Annotated in this window: 21 protein-coding genes and 1 pseudogene; all 22 read left to right on the top strand. The window is 66.5% G+C overall.

Annotation, left to right across the window (positions count from 1 at the left end):
* On the top strand, positions 1–1107 hold the full coding sequence (locus BHD06_RS16305) for an alpha-hydroxy acid oxidase (RefSeq protein WP_080458041.1): 1107 nt from the start codon (positions 1–3) through the stop codon (positions 1105–1107).
* A gap of 103 nt (positions 1108–1210) precedes the next feature.
* Complete coding sequence (locus BHD06_RS16300) at positions 1211–2404, top strand: phage portal protein (RefSeq protein WP_080458040.1); 1194 nt, start codon at positions 1211–1213, stop codon at positions 2402–2404.
* Positions 2397–2636 carry a hypothetical protein gene (locus BHD06_RS16295; protein ID WP_080458092.1) on the top strand — a complete coding sequence of 80 codons (240 nt, stop codon included), beginning with the start codon at positions 2397–2399 and terminating at the stop codon, positions 2634–2636. Before BHD06_RS16300 ends, BHD06_RS16295 begins: the two co-directional genes overlap by 8 nt.
* 16 nt (positions 2637–2652) lie before the next feature.
* Positions 2653–3211, top strand: a pseudogene (locus BHD06_RS16290) (HK97 family phage prohead protease).
* A gap of 36 nt (positions 3212–3247) precedes the next feature.
* Positions 3248–4426 carry a phage major capsid protein gene (locus BHD06_RS16285; protein ID WP_080458039.1) on the top strand — a complete coding sequence of 393 codons (1179 nt, stop codon included), beginning with the start codon at positions 3248–3250 and terminating at the stop codon, positions 4424–4426.
* Positions 4427–4579: 153 nt separating this feature from the next.
* On the top strand, positions 4580–5179 hold the full coding sequence (locus BHD06_RS16280; protein WP_080458038.1) for a head-tail connector protein: 600 nt from the start codon (positions 4580–4582) through the stop codon (positions 5177–5179).
* Entirely contained in the window at positions 5179–5514 is a 336-nt protein-coding gene (locus BHD06_RS16275) for a head-tail adaptor protein (protein WP_080458037.1), read from the top strand. Before BHD06_RS16280 ends, BHD06_RS16275 begins: the two co-directional genes overlap by 1 nt.
* Positions 5511–5924 (top strand): DUF3168 domain-containing protein, encoded by a 414-nt coding sequence (locus BHD06_RS16270; RefSeq protein ID WP_080458036.1) that lies wholly within the window; start codon positions 5511–5513, stop codon positions 5922–5924. The genes BHD06_RS16275 and BHD06_RS16270 overlap by 4 nt, the downstream gene beginning before the upstream one ends.
* Before the next feature lie 24 nt (positions 5925–5948).
* Entirely contained in the window at positions 5949–6362 is a 414-nt protein-coding gene (locus BHD06_RS16265; RefSeq protein WP_080458035.1) for a phage major tail protein, TP901-1 family, read from the top strand.
* 5 nt (positions 6363–6367) lie between these two features.
* The gene (locus BHD06_RS16260; protein WP_080458034.1) at positions 6368–6691 is read left to right on the top strand and encodes a gene transfer agent family protein; all 324 of its coding nucleotides are present in this window, start codon (positions 6368–6370) and stop codon (positions 6689–6691) included.
* Positions 6688–6894 carry a rcc01693 family protein gene (locus BHD06_RS16255; protein WP_080458033.1) on the top strand — a complete coding sequence of 69 codons (207 nt, stop codon included), beginning with the start codon at positions 6688–6690 and terminating at the stop codon, positions 6892–6894. Before BHD06_RS16260 ends, BHD06_RS16255 begins: the two co-directional genes overlap by 4 nt.
* The gene (locus BHD06_RS16250; RefSeq protein ID WP_080458032.1) at positions 6887–7546 is read left to right on the top strand and encodes a phage tail tape measure protein; all 660 of its coding nucleotides are present in this window, start codon (positions 6887–6889) and stop codon (positions 7544–7546) included. The genes BHD06_RS16255 and BHD06_RS16250 overlap by 8 nt, the downstream gene beginning before the upstream one ends.
* Positions 7547–7559: 13 nt before the next feature.
* Positions 7560–8192: a DUF2460 domain-containing protein gene (locus tag BHD06_RS16245; RefSeq protein ID WP_080458031.1), complete on the top strand. Its 633-nt coding sequence runs from the start codon at positions 7560–7562 to the stop codon at positions 8190–8192.
* Positions 8189–9067 (top strand): DUF2163 domain-containing protein, encoded by an 879-nt coding sequence (locus BHD06_RS16240; RefSeq protein WP_080458030.1) that lies wholly within the window; start codon positions 8189–8191, stop codon positions 9065–9067. Before BHD06_RS16245 ends, BHD06_RS16240 begins: the two co-directional genes overlap by 4 nt.
* Positions 9064–9507, top strand: coding sequence for an NlpC/P60 family protein (locus tag BHD06_RS16235; protein WP_080458029.1), 444 nt, complete (start codon positions 9064–9066; stop codon positions 9505–9507). Before BHD06_RS16240 ends, BHD06_RS16235 begins: the two co-directional genes overlap by 4 nt.
* 3 nt (positions 9508–9510) lie before the next feature.
* Positions 9511–13572 carry a glycoside hydrolase/phage tail family protein gene (locus tag BHD06_RS16230; RefSeq protein WP_080458028.1) on the top strand — a complete coding sequence of 1354 codons (4062 nt, stop codon included), beginning with the start codon at positions 9511–9513 and terminating at the stop codon, positions 13570–13572.
* Positions 13573–13829: 257 nt separating this feature from the next.
* Positions 13830–15572 (top strand): heparinase II/III family protein, encoded by a 1743-nt coding sequence (locus BHD06_RS16225; RefSeq protein WP_080458027.1) that lies wholly within the window; start codon positions 13830–13832, stop codon positions 15570–15572.
* 34 nt (positions 15573–15606) lie between these two features.
* A complete protein-coding gene (gene purH, locus BHD06_RS16220) occupies positions 15607–17196 on the top strand; it encodes a bifunctional phosphoribosylaminoimidazolecarboxamide formyltransferase/IMP cyclohydrolase (RefSeq protein WP_080458026.1) in 1590 nt (529 codons plus the stop codon).
* Between the two features lie 8 nt (positions 17197–17204).
* Complete coding sequence (gene lspA / locus BHD06_RS16215; RefSeq protein ID WP_080458025.1) at positions 17205–17675, top strand: signal peptidase II; 471 nt, start codon at positions 17205–17207, stop codon at positions 17673–17675.
* Between the two features lie 50 nt (positions 17676–17725).
* Complete coding sequence (locus tag BHD06_RS16210) at positions 17726–18259, top strand: DUF3035 domain-containing protein (protein ID WP_080458091.1); 534 nt, start codon at positions 17726–17728, stop codon at positions 18257–18259.
* 68 nt (positions 18260–18327) lie between these two features.
* Positions 18328–19671, top strand: a complete 1344-nt coding sequence (locus BHD06_RS16205) for a pitrilysin family protein (RefSeq protein ID WP_080458024.1) — start codon at positions 18328–18330, stop codon at positions 19669–19671.
* Positions 19668–20981: a pitrilysin family protein gene (locus BHD06_RS16200; RefSeq protein WP_176214381.1), complete on the top strand. Its 1314-nt coding sequence runs from the start codon at positions 19668–19670 to the stop codon at positions 20979–20981. Before BHD06_RS16205 ends, BHD06_RS16200 begins: the two co-directional genes overlap by 4 nt.
* Positions 20982–20994: the final 13 nt, after the last annotated feature.

Raw genomic sequence — 20994 nt, 5'->3', positions numbered from 1 at the left:
TTGGGCCGCGCTGCGCATATCCACAGCGCCGAGGATGCGCGCCGTCTGGCCCGCCGCCGCCTGCCGTGGATGGTGTTTGACTACATAGACGGCGCGGCGGGGCGCGAGACAGGCGCGGCGCGCAATCGCGCGGCATTGGATGCGATCCCGCTGACCCCGCGCATCCTGCGCGATGTGAGCGCGCGTGATCTGAGCGTGCCACTGTTTGCCGGGCGGGCCGGGCGGCCTTTTGGCATTGCGCCGATGGGGATGTGCAACCTGTCTGGCCCCGGTTCCGACCTGATGCTGGCGCGGCTGGCAGCGCGCGAGAATGTGCCTTTGGGCGTGTCAACTGTGGCCTCTACCTCCTTGGAAAGACTTATTGAAGTCGCCGAGGGGCAGGCGTGGTTTCAGCTCTATTTCAGCGGCGATGGCAGCGGCACCTTTCGTTTGGCCGAGCGCGCGCGCGATGCGGGTTATGAGGTGCTGATCCTGACCGTGGACGTGCCGGAACTGGGCCGTCGCCCGCGCGAATTGCGCCACGGCTTTACCATGCCGTTCAGGCTTGGGCCGAGGCAATTTCTCGATTTCGCGCTGCACCCGTCATGGTCGCTGCGCACGCTTTTGCATGGCCGTCCGGAGATGGCGAATTTCCAGAGGCCGGGCTATGCCTTTGATCGCACCGAAAGTCGGGCGCGCGCCACCTGGGACACGCTGGCGCGGCTGCGCGAGATGTGGCCGGGCAAGTTGGTGGTCAAGGGGGTGCTGGAAGTTGAGGATGCGGTGCGGCTGGCGGCCTCGGGTGTGGATGCCATCCAGGTCTCCAGCCATGGCGCGCGCCAACTTGAGAGCGCGCCGCCGCCCATCGAGGCGCTGGCGCGCATCCGTGCTGCGGTCGGGCCGGAAATGCCGCTTTTCTATGACAGTGGGCTGCGCTCGGGTGAGGATGTCCTCAAGGCGCTGACCCTAGGGGCCGATTTCACCTTTCTGGGGCGCATCCTGCAATTCGCCATCGCGGCGGCAGGTGAGGAGGGGTTACAGCGGCTCTGGGAGGTGCTGAGCCTGGAATTGAGCGCGGCGATGGCCCAGACCGGTCGGGTGTCGTTGGGGGCTCGGTCGCCGGGCTGAGGCGGCGTACGCACCGGTTTACTTTCCTTAAACCTTTCGGGGTCTGATCCTCATCAAGCGGGCAAGAGGCCTGAACGGATGTGGGATCAAGGAGAGCGGGACGATGATACTGGATTTCTTCCGGCAGGGTGGCGAGGCTCAGGCGCAGGCGGTCCCTGAGCAGAAGGCGAGCGCGACGGGCCGGGTCGTCGCCTGGGGTGGGGCCGGGCGCGTGGCCTGGAGCCCGCGCGACGTGGTGAGCCTTGCGCGCACGGGCTTTGCTGGCAATCCGGTGGGGTTTCGCTGTGTCAAGATGATCGCCGAGGCCGCCGCCGCCTTGCCGCTGATCCTGCAGGATGCCGAGCAACGCTTTGCGGTGCATCCGGTCCTGCGCCTGATCAAGATGCCGAACCCGGCGCAGGGGCGGGCGGAGTTGTTCGAGGCGCTTTATGGTCAGCTGCTCTTGACCGGCAATGCCTATGTCGAGGCCGTGGGCGCGGTCGGCGTGCCGGTGGAATTGCACGTGCTGCGCTCTGACCGGATGAGCGTGGTGCCGGGTGCGGATGGCTGGCCTGTCGCCTATGAATATGCTGTGGCGGGCCGCAAGCATCGCTTTGATGTTTCCGACGGCGCATCTTCAATCTGCCATATCAAGAGCTTTCATCCGCAGGATGATCATTACGGGTTGTCGCCCTTGCAGGCGGCGGCGCAGGCGGTGGATGTGCACAACGCCGCGAGCCGTTGGTCGAAGGCGCTCTTGGACAATGCCGCGCGGCCGTCGGGGGCGATCGTCTACAAGGGGGCCGAGGGGCAGGGTGCGCTGAGTTCGGACCAGTATGACCGGCTGGTGGGCGAGATGGAAGCGCATCATCAGGGCGCGCGCAATGCAGGCCGCCCGATGCTGCTGGAAGGCGGGCTGGATTGGAAGCCGATGGGGTTCAGCCCGTCGGACATGGAATTCCAGAAGACCAAAGAGAGTGCGGCACGCGAGATCGCACTGGCATTCGGGGTGCCGCCGATGTTGCTGGGGATACCCGGCGACGCGACATTCGCCAATTACCAGGAGGCGAACCGGGCGTTTTACCGGCTGACTGTGTTGCCATTGGCGGCCCGTGTCACGGCGGCGGTGGCGGCATGGCTGGCGCGGATGGCCGGTGAGGCGTTCGAGCTGCGCCCCGATCTCGATCAGGTGTCGGCGCTGTCGGCGGAGCGTGATACGCAATGGGCGCGGGTGGCGCAGGCTGAATTCCTGACCCCGGCGGAAAAACGCGAGTTGCTGGGCCTGCCCGCCCTGGCGCAGGGGGATGCGGATGGCTGAGGGCGCGCCACCGTCGCGCTACGGGTTCGAGCCCTTTGATTGCGCACCCGCGCTGCGGCTGGAGGCGCATGAACGGGTCTCGGAGTTGCAGGTGACGGCGATGCAGCAGCGGCTGGAGCGGCTGGAAGCGGCGCTGGAACGGTTGGAGCGGCGGTTGTGGCTGGCGGTTTACGGCGTGGTCGCGGCGATTCTGGTGCAGGCGTTTCAGCCGATACTCGCGGCGTTGCCGTGAGTTTGAAAACGAAAGGATGAGGTCGATGGAGAACGGACTTGAGCGCAAGTTCGCGCGACTTGAGGGCGCGGCGCTGAGTGTCAGCGACGAGGGGCGGATCGAAGGCTATGCGAGCCTGTTCGACGCGCCCGATCAGGGCGGCGACGTGGTGGCCAAAGGAGCCTATGCCGCGAGCCTCAAGCGGTTGGCCGCTGAGGGGCGGCGCGTCAAGATGCTGTGGCAGCACGATCCGTCGCAGCCGATCGGCATCTGGGATGAGGTGCGCGAGGATGCGCGCGGTCTTTATGTCAAGGGCCGGTTGTTGGAGAGCGTGGCGCGCGCGCGAGGCGGTGGCGCTGATCGCGGCGGGGGCGATTGACGGGCTGAGCATCGGCTACCGGACCCTGCGCGCGACCAAGAGCGACAAGGGCCGCAGGCTCTTGCAGGAACTGGAGCTATGGGAGGTGTCGCTGGTGACCTTTCCGATGCTGCCCAGTGCGCGGGTGGCGGCCAAGGGTGAACGCCCGGAGGACGAGACTTTGCGTGATTTGGCGGCCGTGTTCGACGCGGCCCGCCGGGAGATGGCGCGGACGTAGACCCCGCGCGACCAGACCAAGCTGAAGGGAAGAGCGATGACAACCCAAGCGCAGGCTCGGGCCGGGGAAGATCTGTCTCCGGCGGCAGAGGTAAGCACCGCCGTGGTGGGGTTCCTGAGAGAATTCAAGGGCTTTCAGTCCGACATTCACAAACGACTTCAACAGCAGGAAGAGAAGATGACCATGTTTGAACGTAAGACAATCGCCATGGCGCGTCCGCATCTGGCCGCCGCCACCGACGCGGGCGCCCCGCATCGCAAGGCGTTCGACGCCTATCTGCGGGCAGGCGATGATGACGGGTTGCGCGGGCTGGAGCTTGAGGGCAAGGCGCTCAACACTGCGGTCGCCGGTGAGGGCGGCTATCTGGTCGATCCGCAGACCGCCGAGACGATCCGTTCGGTGCTGAGTTCGACCGCATCGATTCGTGCCGTCGCCAACGTCGTGGCCGTCGAGGCGACAAGTTTTGACGTGCTCATTGACCATGCCGATGTGGGCCATGGCTGGGCCACCGAGACCGGCCCCGTGGCCGAGAGCGACACGCCGGTGATCGACCGTATCAGCATCCCGCTGCACGAGTTGAGCGCGCTGCCGAAGGCGTCGCAGCGGCTGCTCGATGACAGTGCCTTTGATGTCGAGAGCTGGCTGGCGGGGCGCATCGCCGACAAGTTCGCGCGCGCCGAGGCGGCGGCTTTCATCGCGGGTGATGGGGTGGACAAGCCGCGCGGGTTCCTGACGCATCCGGCGATCGACAACGACGTATGGGCCTGGGGCAATCTGGGTTATGTGCCCACCGGCGTGGATGGTGATATCGGCGGGCCTGATCCGATCATCGACCTGGTTTATGCACTGGGTGCGCAATACCGGGCCAATGCCACGTTCGTGATGAATTCGCGCACTGCCGGGGCCGTCCGCAAGATGAAAGATGCCGACGGGCGGTTCCTGTGGTCGGACGGTCTGGCCGCCGGAGAGCCTGCGCGCCTGCTGGGCTATCCGGTGCTGATCGCCGAGGACATGCCGGATATCGCGAGCGGCGCGGATGCCATCGCGTTCGGTGATTTCGGCGCGGGCTACACGGTGGCCGAGCGGCCCGATCTGCGGGTGCTGCGCGATCCTTACAGCGCCAAGCCGCATGTGCTGTTCTACGCGACCAAGCGCGTGGGCGGCGATGTGAGCGATTTCAAGGCGATCAAGCTTTTGCGCTTCGCCGTCTCGTAAGGGGCGGTGATCGGGGCGGGGGCGGTTTGGCCCCCGTCCGGGGCGCGCGTGGCCTTTGACAGGGCGTTGTTCAGTCACCCCCCTCCGTCTGTGCAACGCCGGGCGGCGCGCGCCTCACTGATCGGAGGGGTCCGGGATATATGGAGTAGGTCCATGATGTTGATGGAAGAGACCGCGGTGCCCCTGGCCGCGCTGCCGCTGGCGGAATTCAAGGCGCATCTGCGGCTGGGGACGGGGTTTTCGGATGGCGATATCCAGGACCCCGTGTTGGAGAGTTTCCTGCGGGCCGCCCTGGTGGCGATCGAGGCGCGCACCGGCAAGGTGCTGCTGGAGCGGGAGTTTTCCTGGGTGTTGAGCGCCTGGTCCGATGCCGTGGGGCAGGCGTTGCCGGTCGCACCGGTGACTGCGATCCTGCGGCTGACGTTGCGCAATCGCGACGATGAGGAAGAGGTGATCGCGCCCGCGCTCTACCGGCTGGAGCGCGACGCGCATCGCCCGGTGTTGCGTCCGGCGGGCACGTTCCTGCCGTCGATTGCGCCGGGTGGCGTGGCCGAGATCGTGTTTCGTGCGGGTTATGGCGCGGCATGGGGCGATCTGTCGTCGGATCTGGCGCAGGCGGTGCTGATGCTGGCGGCGCATTACTATGAATATCGGCATGAAACCGGGCTGAGCGGCGGCTGCATGCCCTTTGGTGTGTCGAGCTTGATCGAGCGCTATCGCACGGTGCGTCTGCTGGGTGGGGGGGCGCGGTGATGGCGGTGCGGCTCAACCGGCCCCTCGTGCTGGAGGCGGCGGCGCGCAGCCCCGACGGAGCGGGCGGGTTTATCACAACCTGGGAGGTGCGCGGTACGCTCTGGGCCGATTTGCGTGCCCGCACGGGGCGCGAGGCTGAGGGCGAGGGGGTGAGCGTGGCGCGGGCGGCGTTTCGGATCACCGTGCGCGCCGCGCCGCAGGGCAGCCCGCAGCGCCCGGAGCCGGGGCAGCGGCTGCGTGATGACGGGCGGGTGTTCACCATCCTGTCAGTGACCGAGCAGGATGCAGAAGGGCGGTTGCTCACGCTCTGGGCCGAAGAGGAGGTGGTGACATGAGTTACGGCGTGGCAGCGGCGCTGCAACAAGCTGTGTTCGAGCGGTTGCGCGGGGATGCGGCGCTGGCCGCATATCTGGGCGATGCGATCTATGACGCGGTGCCCAAGGGTGCCGTGCCGCCGCTTTACGTCACGCTCGGCCCCGAGGACGCGCGCGCGCGCGGCGATGGCACTGCGGCGGGCGCGTGGCACCGGCTGACGGTGACGGTGGTCAGCGAGGCGGCCGGGTTTCTGGAGGCAAAACAGGTGGCCGGTGCCGTGAGCGACGCGTTGGAGGGGGTGGAGATGACGCTGACCCGGGGCCGCGCCATAGCGATGCAGTTCTGGCGCGCCCGCGCCCGGCGCGAGACCCGTGGCAGCCGTCGCAGGATCGACCTGACTTTTCGTGCGCGTGTCGATGACGGCGCCTAACCCAAGCATAATGGAGTAAGACCAATGGCAGTGCAGAACGGCAAGGACCTGCTGATCAAGATCGACCTCAACGGCAGCGGCAATTTCCAGACGGTGGCGGGGCTGCGGGCCACGCGGGTGAGTTTCAACGCCGAGAGCGTCGATGTGACAAGCCTCGAATCCGCCGGGGGCTGGCGCGAATTGCTGGCGGGTGCCGGTGTGAAATCGGCGAGCATCAGCGGCTCGGGCATCTTTCGCGATGCGGCGAGTGACGAGCGCGCGCGGCAGATCTTCTTTGACGGGGAGATGCCGGATTTCCAGGTGGTGATCCCGGATTTCGGTACCATTGAGGGGCCGTTTCAGGTGACCGCGATCGAATATGGCGGCACCCATGATGGCGAGGCGACCTATGAGCTGGGTCTCGCCTCGGCGGGGCGGCTGAGCTTTACGGTGTTGTGAGCGCGATGGCGAACCCCTGGGAAGGCGAGGTGGCGCTGGTGATCGGCGGTGAGCGGTATGTGATGCGGCTGACGTTGGGGGCACTGGCCGAGTTGGAGACGGCGCTGAGCCAAGGCTCGCTGGTCGATCTGGTTGCGCGGTTTGAGGAGGGCGCGTTTTCCACCCGCGACGTGCTGGCGCTGATCGTGGCGGGGCTGCGCGGTGGCGGCTGGCGCGGCTCAACGTCGGATCTGCTGAGCGCCGAGATCGAGGGCGGGCCGCTGGCGGCGGCGCGGGCGGCGGCGGAATTGCTGGCGCGGGCCTTTTCCTTGCCCGAGGCGCAGGGATGAGTGCGCGGTTCGACTGGCCTGCGCTGATGCGCGCCGGGATGCAGGGCCTTGGCCTGCGCCCGGCAGAGTTCTGGGCGCTGACCCCTGCGGAACTGCGCCTGATGCTGGGCGAGCGGGGGGGCGTACGCCCGATGGCACGCGACGGGCTGGAGGCGCTGCTGCGCGCCTTTCCCGACAAGCAAGGAGAGATGAGCGATGGATGAACTGGAGCGCGCTGACGATCTGGAGGCGCAGATCACCGCCCTTGACGATGCCCTTGGGCAGGCGACCGGCATGGCGGCGGCGTTCAACGCGGAACTGGGTCGGGTACGGGGCGGTTTCGCAAGCGCGGGGCAGGATGTGCAGACGCTCGACCGGGGGCTGAGCCGGGGCCTGCGCTCGGCCCTGCGGGGCGCGGTGGTGGAGGGTGATGGCCTGTCGGACAGCCTGCGCCGGTTGGCGACGATCATGGTCAACACCGCCTTCAACGATGCGACGCGGCCCGTGACGGATCAGCTGGGGGGGTTGATCGCGCAGGGCGTGGGCGGCCTTGTGCAGGGTTTGTTACCTTTTGCCAAAGGGGCAAGTTTCTCGCAGGGCCGTGTGCAGCCTTTTGCCAATGGTGACGTGGTGAGCGGGCCGGTGACGTTTCCGATGCGCGGCGGCACCGGGTTGATGGGCGAGGCGGGGCCGGAGGCGGTCATGCCGCTGTCGCGCGGTCCTGACGGGCGGTTGGGCGTGCGCGCGCAGGGCGGCGGCGGTGTCAGCGTGGTGATGAATATCCAGACGCCCGACGTGGACGGGTTTCGCCGCAGCCAGGGGCAGATCGCGGCGCAGTTAGGTCGGGTGATCGGGCGCGGCGGACGCAATCGCTGAAAGGGAGCGGGACATGGGATTTCACGAGGTCAGATTTCCGGCAAGCCTGAGTTTCGGCTCGCTTGGCGGGCCGGAGCGGTTGACGGATATCGTCACGCTCGCCAACGGGTTCGAGGAGCGCAATACGCCCTGGGCGCAGGCGCGCAGGCGCTATGACGCGGGGGTGGCGCTGCGCTCGCTCGACGATGTCGAGGCGCTGATCGCGTTTTTCGAGGCACGGCGCGGGCAGTTATTCGGGTTTCGCTGGAAGGACTGGACCGATTTCAAATCCGGCGTGGCCCGGGCCACGCCGGATTACCGCGATCAGGAGATCGGGACCGGCGATGATGCGACGGTCGCGTTTCAACTGGTCAAGACCTATCGCTCGGGCGAGCAGGTGGCGGTGCGGCCCATCGTCAAGCCGGTGCAAGGCAGCGTGCGCATGGGGCTGTCGAATGTCGAGATGCGCGAGGGCGTGCATTACGAGGTCGATACCACGACCGGCGTCGTCACCTTTTCCGAGCCGCCCAATCGCGATGTGGCGATCACTGCGGGCTATGAGTTCGACGTGCCGGTGCGGTTCGATACCGACCGCATCCAGACCAGTCTTGCCAGTTTTCAGGCCGGTGAGGTGCCCAATGTGCCGTTGGTGGAGATCCGGATATGAGCGGGCTGTTGGCGCATCTGGGCACCGGGGTGACGACGACCTGCCGTTGTTGGGCGTTGACGCGGAGCGACGGGGTGATGATGGGGTTCACCGATCACGACCGGGCATTGGCGTTCGAGGGGATCGCGTTCCGCCCCGATACCGGGCTGAGTGCCTTGGCCTTGCAGCAGACGACAGGGCTGTCGGTGGACAATACGGAGGCGTTGGGTGCGCTTAGTGATGCGGCGATTCGCGAGGCAGATATCGAGGCCGGGCGCTATGACGGGGCGGAGTTGCGCGCCTGGCTGGTGAACTGGCAGGACGTGGACGCGCGCGGGCTGATCTTTCGCGGAACGATGGGCGAGTTGCGGCGCGCGGGCGGGGCCTTTGAGGCGGAGTTGCGCGGGCTTACTGACGCGCTCAACGTGCCACTGGGGCGGGTGTTCCAGAAGAGTTGCAGCGCGGTTCTGGGGGATCGCGATTGCACGTTTGATCTCGATACGCCGGGATATGTTGCGGAGCGGCCTGCCGAGGTGGTGGAGGAGAACCGCGTGTTTCGCTTTGCCGAGATGGGCGGGTTTGAGGAGGACTGGTTTCGGCATGGGGTGATCCGGGTGTTGAGCGGGGCGGCCACGGGTCTGATCGGGCTGATCAAATGCGACCGTATGGAGGGGGCGGGCCGGGTGATCGAGCTTTGGCAGCCCTTGGGCGCGCAGGTGGTGGCAGGCGATGCGCTACGGATCGAGGCGGGGTGCGACAAGCGGATGCAGACCTGTCAGTTCAAATTTGACAACCTTCTGAACTTTCAGGGTTTCCCGGATATTCCCGGCGATGACTGGACGATCACCGATCCCACCAAGAGCCCGGCGCTGGACGGCGGGAGCCGCCGCAGATGAGTGGGCCGGGCGCGCGGATTGTCACGGCGGCGCGGGGCTGGCTGGGCACGCCTTATCGGCATCAGGCGGCCTGTCGCGGGGCGGGTTGCGATTGCCTGGGGCTGGTGCGCGGGGTCTGGCGCGAGGTCAAGGGGGCCGAGCCCGAGCGCCCGCCCGCCTATTCGATGGACTGGTCTGAGCCGGCGCGAGAAGAGGCGCTGTGGCAGGCTGCTGCGCGGCACCTGCGCCCCAAGGCGTTGCGCGATGAGGCGATTGGCGATGTGATCCTGTTTCGCATGCGCGACGGCTCTGTCGCCAAGCATCTGGGCATCGTGGCCCGCACCGGCGCGCGGGCGACGTTCATCCACGCCTATTCAGGGCATGGAGTGGTCGAGACCGCACTGAGCGCGCCCTGGCGGAGGCGCATCGTGGCGCGATTTCAATTTCCCGAGGAGGGCTGAGCCATGGCAACCATTTTGTTATCCGCCGCAGGGGCGGCGATTGGCGGGGCAGTGGGTGGCTCGGCCCTTGGGCTGTCGTCGGTGGCGATCGGGCGGTTCGCCGGGGCGGTTATCGGCCGCTCGATCGATCAGCGACTGCTGGGGCAGGGTTCGGAAGTGATCGAGACCGGCCGCGTCAGCCGCTTGCGCCTGACTGGCGCGGGCGAGGGTGACGCGATCAGCCAGGTTTACGGGCGTATGCGCGTGGGCGGACAGGTGATCTGGGCCACGGAGTTTCGCGAGAACGTCACCGTGATGCAGGGCAGCAGGGGCGGCGGCAAGGGCAATCCGCGCCCGGCCACGCCCGACACGCGACAAATCAGCTATTCGGTGAGCCTCGCACTCGCGCTTTGCGAGGGGGAGATTTCCCGGGTGGCGCGGGTCTGGGCGGATGGCACCGAGGTGTCGTTCTCGGGGCTGAACATGCGCGCCTATCCCGGCACGCGCGACCAACTGCCCGACCCGCTGATCGAGGCGGTGGAGGGGGCGGGCAACGTGCCCGCCTATCGCGGCACCGCCTATGTGGTGATCGAGGATCTGGACATCTCGCAATTCGGCAACCGCGTGCCGCAGTTCAGTTTCGAGGTCTGCCGCCCGTCGCAGGCGGGTACACCCGGCGCGGATCTTGATCCGGTGCGCGCGGTGCGTGGTGTGGCCTTGCTACCGGGCAGCGGGGAATACGTGCTGGCAACCACCCCGGTCACGATGAACTTCGGGTTCGGCGCATCGGGGATCGCCAATGTCAACACGCCCTCGGGGCAGCCGGATTTCGTGACCGCCCTTGAGGGGTTGACCGGGGAGTTGCCCGCCTGTGGGGCCACGTCCTTGATCGTAAGCTGGTTTGGGGATGATCTGCGCTGTGGCGATTGTCGCATCCGCCCGCGCGTGGAGCAAAAGCAGTTCGATGCCTCAAACATGCCGTGGGAGGTTTCGGGGCTGCTGCGCGCGCAGGCGGGCGAGGTGCCGCGCGATTCCGACGGCCGCGAGGTCTATGGCGGCACGCCCACCGATCAGGCGGTGATAGAGGCGATTCTGGCGTTGCAACAGGCCGGGCAGGAGGTGCTCTATTACCCGTTCATCCTGATGGAGCAGATGCCGGGCAATGGGTTGCCCGATCCGTGGAGTGATGCCGAAGATCAGCCGGTGTTGCCCTGGCGCGGGCGGATCACAACGTCGAAAGCGCCGGGGCAGGACGGCAGCCCGGATCAGACGGCGGCGGCAGAGGCCGAGGTGGCGGCGTTTTTCGGCACCGCGCGGGCGGCGGATTTCACCGTGACGCCGATTGCGGCACAGCCGGTGGAGCAGGCGGGCACAGGGGTGCTCGACCTGCTGAGTTTCGGCGGCGCGGTCAAGCGGAGCCCGGTGGGGTACAACGGGCCGAAGGAGTGGTCCTACCGACGGTTCATCCTGCATCAGGCGGCGCTTTGTGCTGCTGTGGGCGGGGTCGAGAGCTTTTGTATCGGCTCGGAAATGCGGAGCCTGACGCAGATTCGGGGGGCGCAGAACAGCTTTCCGGCGGTGGCGCAGCTGGTTGATCTTGCCGCCGAGGTGCGGGAGTTGCTCGGGTCGGAGGTGAAGATCAGCTATGCCGCTGATTGGTCGGAATATTTCGGCTATCAGCCGGGGGGCGGCGACCGGTTTTTTCATCTCGATCCGCTTTGGTCGGACGCCAATATCGACTTCATTGGGATCGACAATTACATGCCGCTCAGCGACTGGCGCGAGGGGTACGAGCATATTGACGCGCAGGACTGGCCGTCGATCCATGACCTTGACTATCTGCAATCGAATATCGAGGGTGGCGAGGGCTATGACTGGTTCTATCCCAGTGCCGAGGCACGGGCCGCGCAGCGCCGCGTGCCGATCACCGATGACGCCTATGACGAGCCGTGGCTCTGGCGGTTCAAGGATATGCGGGGCTGGTGGGAGAACCGGCATTTCGACCGGGTGGGCGGCATGCGCGCGCCCGAGCCGACCGCATGGGTGCCGCAATCCAAGCCGATCCGCTTTACGGAATATGGCTGTGCGGCGGTGGATAAGGGCACAAATCAGCCCAACAAGTTTCTCGACCCGAAATCGTCGGAATCGAGCCTGCCGCAGCATTCTACAGGGCAACGGGATGAGTTGATCCAGTTGCAATATCTGCGCGCGATGGCGGGCTATTGGAATGATCCCGTGCATAACCCCCTGTCCGAGGAGTTCGAGGGGCGCATGCTGGACATGGATCATGCCTATGTCTGGGCCTGGGATGCGCGGCCCTATCCCTATTTTCCAGCCAATCTGGAACTGTGGTCGGATGGCGAGAACTATGCGCGCGGGCATTGGATCTCGGGCCGGGTGAGCGGGCGCAGGCTGGCCGATGTGATCGCCGAAGTCACCGGGCGCGCCGGTGTGACAGCGCTGGAGGCATCGGCCAATCTGGGTTTCGTGCGCGGCTATCTGGTCGATCAGGTGAGCGAGGCACGATCGGCTTTGCAACCGTTGATGCTGACGCATGGGGTGGACGCGATCGAGCGCGGCGGCGTGCTGCAATTTCGCCGCCGTGACGGGCGGGCGGATCACGCGGTCGATCTGGCGCGCGTGGTGCGCGACCCCGAACTGGGCGGCGTGATCGAGCAGACGCGGGGCAGCGACCTGGAACTGGCGGGCCGGGTGCGGCTGCGCTTTCTTGAGGCGGACGCGGATTTCGAGGCGGTTTCGGAAGAGGCGATCCTTCCGGATGACGCGACCCACGCGGTGGCCATGTCCGAGATGCCGCTGGCCTTGACGCGGGCCGAGGGGCGGCAGGTGGTCGAACGCTGGCTGTCCGAGATGCCGCTGGCCTTGACGCGGGCCGAGGGGCGGCAGGTGGTCGAACGCTGGCTGTCCGAGACACGGGTGTCGGTGGACATGCTGCGCCTGACGCTACCGCCGTCGCAACTGGCGACCGGGGCGGGGGATGTGATCGCGTTGCCCGAGGCCGAGGGCGGCGCGCGGTATCGCATCGATCGGGTCGAGCAGATGGGCAATGCGCAGCGTATCGATGCGGTTCGGATCGAGCCCGAGAGTTTCCGCCCCATCCTGATCGGCGACAACCCGACGCGGCTGCGCCCGTTCCGCGCACCGGGGCCGGTGACGCCGCTGTTTCTTGACCTGCCGCTGCTGACCGGCGAGGAGGTGCCCCATGCGCCGCATATCGCCATCACCGCCGATCCCTGGCCGGGCACGGCGGCGGTCTATTCCTCGGACGAGGATGCCAATTACCGGCTCAATACCCTGATCGCCGCGCGCAGCACGGTGGGGTTGACCGAGACGCCGCTCTTCCCGGCGCGCAGCGGGCTTTTGGATCGGGGCGAGGGCCTATTCGTGCGGATGCGTCACGGCACGTTGGAGAGCGTGAGCGAGGCGGCGCTGCTCAACGGGGCCAATCTATGCGCCATCGGCGATGGCATGCCGGGGGGATGGGAGCTGTTTCAGTTTCGCGATGCGGAACTGGTGGCCCCCGAGACCTATATCCTGCGGCACCGGCTGCGCGGGCAGTTGGGCACCGAAGCGGCCGAGACGTGGCCGATGGGCTCGATCCTCCTGCGGCTGGATGGTGTGCCGCAGCAGATCGAACTGACCGAGGCGCAACGGGGGCAGGCCCGGCATTACCGGATCGGGCCGGGCGCGCGCCCGGTAGATGATCCAAGTTTCGGTCATGCGGTGATCGCCTTTGACGGGTTGGGCCTGCGGCCCTACGCGCCGGTGCATCTGCGGTTGGTCGAGGAGGGGGGTGACATCCGCGTGACCTGGATCCGGCGCACGCGCATCGGCGGCGACCGGTGGGACACGCCCGAGGTGCCGCTTGGCGAAGAGAGCGAGGCGTATCTTCTGCGGGTGCGGCGCGGGGCGCAGATCTTGCGCGAGGTCACGGTGCCGGTGGCGGAATGGATCTATACCGAGGCCGACCGGGCCGCAGATGGGCCGGATACTGGCAAGCGGATCGAAGTGGCGCAGATCTCGGCCAGTTTCGGGCTTGGGCGGTTCGCGACGCGGGAATTTTGATTTGGGTCGCCGAATGGGAGGCATGTTGGGCTTGGAGGGGTCCTTGACGGTTTCAGAGTTTGGCCGCGCGGTGCCCGCCCGAGGGCGGTTGGGCGCTGCGCGACGATGCCTGTGGCACTTTGAGTCAGCGCATTGATGTTAGAGGCAAGCGACCGCTTGTCTTATGCTGACACACCGGTGCGCAATCAATCGGTGACTTGGGTGGATCAGCTGGCTATAGTGCCGCCATCAACGCCGCAAGAAGCGTGTCGAGGCACATGGTCCACCTGCATCCCCTGTTAGAGCGCTGGTCGCGCGCGATGAACCGTCTTGCGGCGCGCCGCGCGGCGCTGCGTCGGCCCGCGACCGCCTTCATCTCGCAGCCCGAGCCGCGCAGCATCGGCTATCTTGCACGCGGGCGGCAGCTTTGTGCGGGGAATTTCGTCTTTGCAGGCCATCTTGTGCAAGCGCCAGGCGTCTCGATTTGGGATATCGAGCCGCCCGATGCCGCCTTCGCGGCCGAACTGCATGGTTTTGCGTGGCTCGACGATCTGGCCGCCGCAGGGGACGCGGCGGCGCGCGAGCGGGCGCAGGCCTGGCTAGGGGAGTGGATCGCGCGCTATGGCAAGGGCGCGGGGCCGGGATGGACACCGGATCTGACCGGTCGACGTCTGATCCGGTGGATTTCTCAGGCGCTTTTTCTCTTGCGCGGACAGTCGTCCGAGGCGTCCGCACCGTTCTATCGGTCACTGGCGCAGCAGACGGCGTTTCTGGCGCGACGCTGGCAGGCAACGGCCCCTGGGCTGCCCCGGTTCGAGGCGCTGACCGGGCTCATTTATGCGGGCGTATCGCTGGAGGGGATGCAGGAGCTGACAGAGCCTGCGCGCGCCGCGCTCTCGCGCGAATGCGAACGGCAGATCGACACGGCGGGCGGTATTCCGACACGCAATCCCGAGGAGTTGCTGGAGGTGTTCACGCTGCTCACCTGGGCCGCGCTGGGCCTGAGCGATTCGGGGCAATCGGCGGCGGATGCGCATTGGCGTGCGGTGGAGCGGATCGCCCCCACGCTGCGCACCCTGCGCCATGCCGATGGCGCGCTGGCGCGGTTCCACGGCGGGGGCCGGGGCCTCGACGGGCGGCTCGACAGCGCGCTGGCCTCAAGCGGGGTCAAGACGCGCAAGCCCGACGGGCTGGCCATGGGCTTTGCCCGGCTGAGCGCCGGGCGCACCAGCGTGATCGTGGATGCCGCGACGCCGCCCAAGGGCATGGCGTCGGCGGGCGCGCATGCCTCGACGCTCGCTTTCGAGCTCACCTCCGGGCGGCGACCGGTGATTGTCAATTGCGGCTCGGGCGCCAGTTTCGGGGCGGAGTGGCGGCGCGCGGGCCGCGCGACGCCGTCGCATTCGACCCTCGTGCTGGCCTCGGGATCGAGCGCGCGACTGAGCAATGATCCGCGCCATCCCGACTGGCTGAGCGAGGCACCGGAGGATGTGCCGGTGAACCTGACGAAGCTGCCAGACGGGCTGCGCTTCGAGGGCGCACATGACGGCTATCTGCGCGGTCACGGCCTGACCCATGTGCGCAATCTCGATCTCGCGGCTGATGGCCGGGGATTGGCGGGCGAGGACATGCTGCTGGCGGTAGAGGAGACGGACAAGCGCCGTTTCGATCGCGCGCTCGATGGTACGCGGTTGCACGGTGTGCCCTATGACATCCGGTTTCACCTGCACCCCGAGGTCGATGCCTCGGTCGATTTGGGCGGCACGGCGGTGTCGATCGCGCTGCGCAGCGGCGAGATCTGGATATTTCGCGCCGATGGAAAGGCCGATTTGTCCTTGCAACCGAGCGTCTATCTTGAAAAAACGCGCCTCAAACCGCGTGCGACCAAACAGATCGTTCTCTCGGGGCGTGCGTTGGGATATGCGAACCGCATGAGATGGTCCCTGGCCAAGGCGAAGGATACTCCGGTCGGCATCCGCGATGTCGCCGAGGATGTGCCCGAGGCCGGGACCGAGGACTGAAACCGTGAACCGCCCAAGGCAGGACAGACACCCGATGACCGATCTAGCGCCCGTGACCCGCGCCCTCCTCTCCGTATCCGACAAGACCGGCCTGGTCGAGCTGGGCCGCGCCCTCGCTGCGCGGGGGGTCGAGTTGCTCTCGACCGGGGGCACCGCGCGCAGCTTGCGCGAGGCGGGGCTGACGGTGCGCGACGTGGCCGAGGTGACGGGGTTTCCCGAGATGATGGACGGGCGCGTCAAGACGCTGCATCCGATGGTGCATGGCGGTTTGCTGGCGCTGCGCGACAACGCAGATCACATCGCGGCGATGGAGACGCATGGCATCGCACCCATCGACCTGCTGGTGGTGAACCTCTATCCGTTCGAAGAGACCGTGGCGAAGGGCGGCGATTACGATGCCTGCGTCGAGAATATCGATATCGGCGGCCCTGCGATGATCCGGGCGGCGGCCAAGAATCATGCCTTTGTCAATGTGGTGGTCGATGTCGAGGATTACCCGGCCCTGCTGGCGGAACTTGACGTGCAGGACGGGCAGACGCGCTATGCGTTCCGGCAACGGCTGGCCCAGGTGGCCTATGCGCGCACGGCGGCCTATGACGCGGCGGTCAGCACCTGGATGGCGGATGCCATTAACGAGCCTGCCCCGCGTCGCCGGGCCGTGGCGGGCACGCTAGCGCAGACCCTGCGCTATGGTGAGAACCCGCATCAGGCGGCGGCCTTCTACGTCGATGCCTCGGACCGGCCCGGTGTTGCCACCGCGCGGCAGGTGCAGGGCAAGGAACTGAGCTACAACAACATCAACGACACCGACGCGGCCTTTGAACTGGTCAGCGAATTCGCGCCGGGCGACGGCCCCGCCTGCGCCATCATCAAGCATGCCAACCCCTGTGGCGTGGCGCGGGGTGCCTCGCTGCTGGAGGCCTACAAATCCGCCTTCGACTGCGACCGCACCAGTGCCTTTGGCGGGATCATCGCGCTCAACCAGCCGCTTGACGGGGTCACGGCGGAAGAGATCGCAGGGATTTTCACCGAAGTGGTGATCGCGCCCGGGGCGGATGACGCGGCCGTGAGTATTTTTGCCAAAAAGAAGAACCTGCGATTGCTCCTGACCGAAGGTCTTGCCGATCCGGCGAGGGCGGCGCGGATGATCAAGCAGGTCGCAGGCGGCTATCTGGTGCAGGACAAGGATAGCGGGCAGATCGGCGCGGATGACCTGCGCGTCGTGACCAAACGCGCGCCGACCGACGCCGAGATGTCGGATATGCTGTTCGCGTGGAAAGTGGCGAAACACGTGAAATCCAACGCCATCGTCTACGCGCGGGACGGCGCCACGGTGGGCATTGGCGCAGGCCAGATGAGCCGCGTCGACAGCTGCCGGATTGCCGCGCGCAAATCGCAGGACATGGCCGAGGCGCTTGGTCTTGCGGTGCCTCTTACGCAAGGCAGCGTCGTGGCCTCGGACGCGTTCTTTCCCTTCGCCGACGGGCTGCTGACGGCGGCAGAGGCGGGGGCGACGGCGGTCATCCATCCCGGCGGCTCGATGCGCGACGACGAGGTGATAGCGGCGGCGGATGCGGCGGGGCTGGCGATGGTGCTGACCGGCATGCGCCATTTCAGGCACTGAGCGATCGGATGCGGGCGCTCTACTGGACGGCCTTTTGGGTGTTCCTGCTTGATCAGGCGACGAAATACATCGTGGTGCATGCGATGGACCTGCGCATGCTGGGTCGGATCGACGTGCTGCCCCCGTATCTCAACCTGCGGATGGCATGGAATTACGGGATCAATTTCGGGCTCATGGCCGGGGACAATCCGATCACCCGTTGGGTGCTGATCGCGGTGGCCCTACTGATCTGTGGCGCGGTGCTGTGGTGGGTGCATCACGAACCCGCGAGTCGGTGGCAGAAAATCGCCGCCGGGTTTCTGGTCGGTGGCGCGCTCGGCAATGTGATCGACCGGCTGATCTATGGCGCGGTGGCCGATTTTCTCAACATGTCGTGCTGCGGAATCGACAATCCCTATGCGTTCAACTTGGCCGATATCGCCGTTTTCGTGGGTGCCTTCGGGCTGGTTCTGCTGCCGGGGGCGAAAAAGCCCTCGTGACCTCTGCCGTGGAATGCGATAAAGAGCCGGAAAGCTGCAAGGGAATGGCAATGAAGATGCCGCGCAAGACCGTTCTGATCCTTCTGGCCGCCAGCATCGTGGCGGGCTGTACCGGGCGTGACGGCGACGTGACGCTGACACGGCTGCGCAATACCGGCAATGGCCCGGACGAATTCTCGATGATCCCTGGCAAGCCGCTGGAGACGCCAGAGGACCTCTCGGCGCTGCCGGTTCCGACGCCGGGCGCGCCCAACCGCACCGATCAGGATCCGCTTGCGGATGGCATTGCGGCGCTTGGTGGCAATCCGGCGGCGGTGGCCGCGCAGGCCCCGGCGGCGAGCAACGGTGCATTGATCAACCGGGCCAATCGCTATGGCGGCAGGCAGGATATCCGCCAGGCCCTTGCCGAAGAGGATCGCGAGCAGCGCCGCGCCTACGGTCGGGTCAATGTGCTGCGGATTCTTCCCGGCGACGATTACGTGCACGCCTATAGTGGCGACTGGCTCGATCCCTATGCAGAAGAGCTGCGCCTGCGCCGTCGCGGTATCGTGACCCCCGCGAGCCCGCCTCCGCTCGAAGAGTGATGGTTGAAACCCGGCGGGCAAGGCGTATCTTTAAACTGACATCGTCCTGATCGACCGGAGTTTCCTCAATGCGACACCTCACCGGCTGGCTGATTGCCGCGCTGACCTTGTTTCTTCCCGTGACCGCCGGAGCGCAGACCGCCGAGCAGGTCACCTCTTTCACGCTCGACAATGGCATGCAGGTGGTAGTGATCGAGGATCATCGCGCACCCGTGGTCACGCAGATGGTCTGGTATCGTGCCGGCTCGGCGGATGAGCGTCCGGGCGTCTCGGGTGTCGCCCATTTCCTCGAACATCTTCTGTTCAAGGGCACCGAGACGATGGAGCCGGGCGAGTTCTCTGCCACGGTCGCGCGCAATGGCGGCTCCGACAATGCCTTTACCAGCTATGATTACACCGCCTATTTTCAGCGCATCGCCGCCGACCGGCTCGAGCTCGTGATGAAGATGGAGGCCGACCGCATGGTCAACCTGCAACTCGACGAGGGTGATATCGCGACCGAGCGGGACGTGATCATCGAAGAGCGCAACCAGCGGGTCGAGAACAACCCCGGTGCGCTCTTTCGCGAGCAGAAGAACGCGTCGCAATATCTCAACCATCGGTACGGCGTGCCGATCATCGGCTGGCGGCACGAGATGGAGGCGTTAGATCTTGATGCCGCGCTGGAGTTCTACGAGATGTATTATGCGCCCAACAACGCCGTTCTCGTGGTGGCCGGGGACGTGACACCGGACGAGGTGCGCGGCCTCGCCGAGACCTATTACGGCGTCATCCCCGCCAATCCAGACCTGCCCGTGCGCGCCCGCCCGCAGGAGCCGCCGCAACTGGCCGAGCGACGCCTGACGATGCGTGACGCGCGTGTCTCGCAGCCCTATGTCACCCGCTCCTATCTGGCACCCGAGCGCGACAGCGGCGCGCAAGCGGAGGCCGCCGCGCTGACGCTTCTGGCAGAGTTGCTGGGCGGCGGGCAGACCTCGTTCCTCAGCGAGCGGCTGCAATTCGACGAGCAGGTCGCGGTGCAGGTGGGCGCATGGTATTCGGCCACCTCGCTCGATGACACGACCTTCGATCTGGCGATCGTGCCCGCGCCTGGGGTGACGCTGCAGCAGGCCGAGGACAAGCTCGACGAGGCGGTGCTTGCGTTTCTCGAGACCGGCCCCGACGCTGAAGCATTGGAGCGCATCAAGATGCAGCTGCGCGCCGAGGAAATTTATGACCGTGACGATGCTGCCGGGTTGGCGCGGCGCTATGGTGGCGCGCTGACCCGCGGGCTCACCGTCGAGGATGTGCAGGCCTGGCCCGACATCCTGCAAGAGACCACGTCAGATCAAATCATGCAGGCCGCACGCCGTGTACTGGACCGTAGCCAATCGGTCACCGGCTGGCTGATGGCCCCGGAGGTGACCCAATGATCCGTGTACTGCTAAGCCTGTTTCTGGTGATCGCGGCACTGCCCGCGCGCGCCGAGGTCGATATCAAGGAGGTCACCACGCCGGGTGGTTTGAGCGCCTGGCTGGTCGAGGATCACTCGATCCCCTTCGTGGCGCTTGAACTTCGGTTTCGCGGTGGCGCGTCGCTCGATCGCGAGGCCAAGCAAGGGGCGACCAACCTGATGGTCGGGCTCCTCGAGGAGGGGGCCGGGGACATGGATGCCCAGGGCTTTGCCCGGACGCGCGATGCTTTGGCTGCCAAGTTCAGCTATGACGTCAGCGACGATGCAGTTTCGGTCTCGGCGCGGATGTTGACCGAAAATCGTGCGGCGGCGCTCGACCTGCTCCGCGCGAGCCTGGTGGAGCCGAGCTTTGCCCCTGACGCGGTGGAGCGGGTGCGCCAGCAGGTGCTGTCGGGGCTGCGCTCGGCGCAGACTGATCCGCGCTCGCTTATGAACAAGGCGATGGATCGGTTGGTGTTTGGCGATCATCCCTATGGAAGCCAGCTCGAAGGCACGATCGCCAGCGTCGAGTCGCTGACCCGCCAGGATATCGCCGCCGCCCATGCGCGGGCGCTGACCCGCGACCGCGTCTATATCAGCGCCGTGGGTGACATCACCGAAGCGGAACTGGCCATCCTGCTCGACGGTCTGCTGGGCGATCTGCCACAAGAGGGCGCGCCGCTGCCCGCTCCGGCGGATCTTAACCTGCCCGGCGGTATCGAGGTGGTGCCGTTCGAGACGCCGCAATCGGTCGCGGCCTTTGCGCAGCCTGGCGTAGACCGCGAGGACGCGGATTTCTTCGCCGCATTCGTGCTCAATCACATCCTTGGCGGGGGCGGCTTTGAAAGCCGGTTGATGACCGAGGTGCGCGAGAAGCGCGGGCTGACCTACGGGGTCTATTCCTACCTCGCGGACAAGGATGCCGCACAGCTCTGGATGGGGTCGGTCGCCTCCGCCAATGACCGGATGGCCGAGGCGATCTCGGTCATCCGAGACGAGTGGGCGCGCATTCGCGAGAAGGGTGTCACGGCAGAGGAATTGCAGGACGCCAAGACCTATCTCACCGGGGCCTTTCCGTTACGCTTCGAGGGCAACGGGCCGATAGCCGCGATCGCCGTGGGAATGCAGATGGATGGCTTGCCGCCTGACTATATCGCCAACCGCAACGACATGGTGAATGCGGTCACGCTGGATCAGATCAACCGGGTGGCGCGCGAGCGGCTCGATCCCGAGGCGCTGACCTTCGTGGTGGTGGGACAACCCGATGGGCTGGACGGGCAGGTGAACTGAGCGAGCGCCGCCG

The sequence above is a fragment of the Roseovarius sp. A-2 genome, from assembly GCF_002072155.1.
Taxonomy (GTDB): domain Bacteria; phylum Pseudomonadota; class Alphaproteobacteria; order Rhodobacterales; family Rhodobacteraceae; genus Roseovarius.
This window is presented reverse-complemented; position numbering and strand designations above follow the sequence as displayed.

Bases quoted from the DNA above. Each gene is read 5' to 3' on its own strand.
- BHD06_RS16300 (WP_080458040.1), top strand. From the start codon at position 1,211: ATGATACTGGATTTCTTCCGGCAGGGTGGCGAGGCTCAGGCGCAGGCG.
- BHD06_RS16295 (WP_080458092.1), top strand. From the start codon at position 2,397: ATGGCTGAGGGCGCGCCACCGTCGCGCTACGGGTTCGAGCCCTTTGAT.
- BHD06_RS16285 (WP_080458039.1), top strand. From the start codon at position 3,248: ATGACAACCCAAGCGCAGGCTCGGGCCGGGGAAGATCTGTCTCCGGCG.
- BHD06_RS16280 (WP_080458038.1), top strand. From the start codon at position 4,580: ATGATGTTGATGGAAGAGACCGCGGTGCCCCTGGCCGCGCTGCCGCTG.
- BHD06_RS16275 (WP_080458037.1), top strand. From the start codon at position 5,179: ATGGCGGTGCGGCTCAACCGGCCCCTCGTGCTGGAGGCGGCGGCGCGC.
- BHD06_RS16270 (WP_080458036.1), top strand. From the start codon at position 5,511: ATGAGTTACGGCGTGGCAGCGGCGCTGCAACAAGCTGTGTTCGAGCGG.
- BHD06_RS16265 (WP_080458035.1), top strand. From the start codon at position 5,949: ATGGCAGTGCAGAACGGCAAGGACCTGCTGATCAAGATCGACCTCAAC.
- BHD06_RS16260 (WP_080458034.1), top strand. From the start codon at position 6,368: ATGGCGAACCCCTGGGAAGGCGAGGTGGCGCTGGTGATCGGCGGTGAG.
- BHD06_RS16255 (WP_080458033.1), top strand. From the start codon at position 6,688: ATGAGTGCGCGGTTCGACTGGCCTGCGCTGATGCGCGCCGGGATGCAG.
- BHD06_RS16250 (WP_080458032.1), top strand. From the start codon at position 6,887: ATGGATGAACTGGAGCGCGCTGACGATCTGGAGGCGCAGATCACCGCC.
- BHD06_RS16245 (WP_080458031.1), top strand. From the start codon at position 7,560: ATGGGATTTCACGAGGTCAGATTTCCGGCAAGCCTGAGTTTCGGCTCG.
- BHD06_RS16240 (WP_080458030.1), top strand. From the start codon at position 8,189: ATGAGCGGGCTGTTGGCGCATCTGGGCACCGGGGTGACGACGACCTGC.
- BHD06_RS16235 (WP_080458029.1), top strand. From the start codon at position 9,064: ATGAGTGGGCCGGGCGCGCGGATTGTCACGGCGGCGCGGGGCTGGCTG.
- BHD06_RS16230 (WP_080458028.1), top strand. From the start codon at position 9,511: ATGGCAACCATTTTGTTATCCGCCGCAGGGGCGGCGATTGGCGGGGCA.
- BHD06_RS16225 (WP_080458027.1), top strand. From the start codon at position 13,830: ATGGTCCACCTGCATCCCCTGTTAGAGCGCTGGTCGCGCGCGATGAAC.
- purH (WP_080458026.1), top strand. From the start codon at position 15,607: ATGACCGATCTAGCGCCCGTGACCCGCGCCCTCCTCTCCGTATCCGAC.
- lspA (WP_080458025.1), top strand. From the start codon at position 17,205: ATGCGGGCGCTCTACTGGACGGCCTTTTGGGTGTTCCTGCTTGATCAG.
- BHD06_RS16210 (WP_080458091.1), top strand. From the start codon at position 17,726: ATGAAGATGCCGCGCAAGACCGTTCTGATCCTTCTGGCCGCCAGCATC.
- BHD06_RS16205 (WP_080458024.1), top strand. From the start codon at position 18,328: ATGCGACACCTCACCGGCTGGCTGATTGCCGCGCTGACCTTGTTTCTT.
- BHD06_RS16200 (WP_176214381.1), top strand. From the start codon at position 19,668: ATGATCCGTGTACTGCTAAGCCTGTTTCTGGTGATCGCGGCACTGCCC.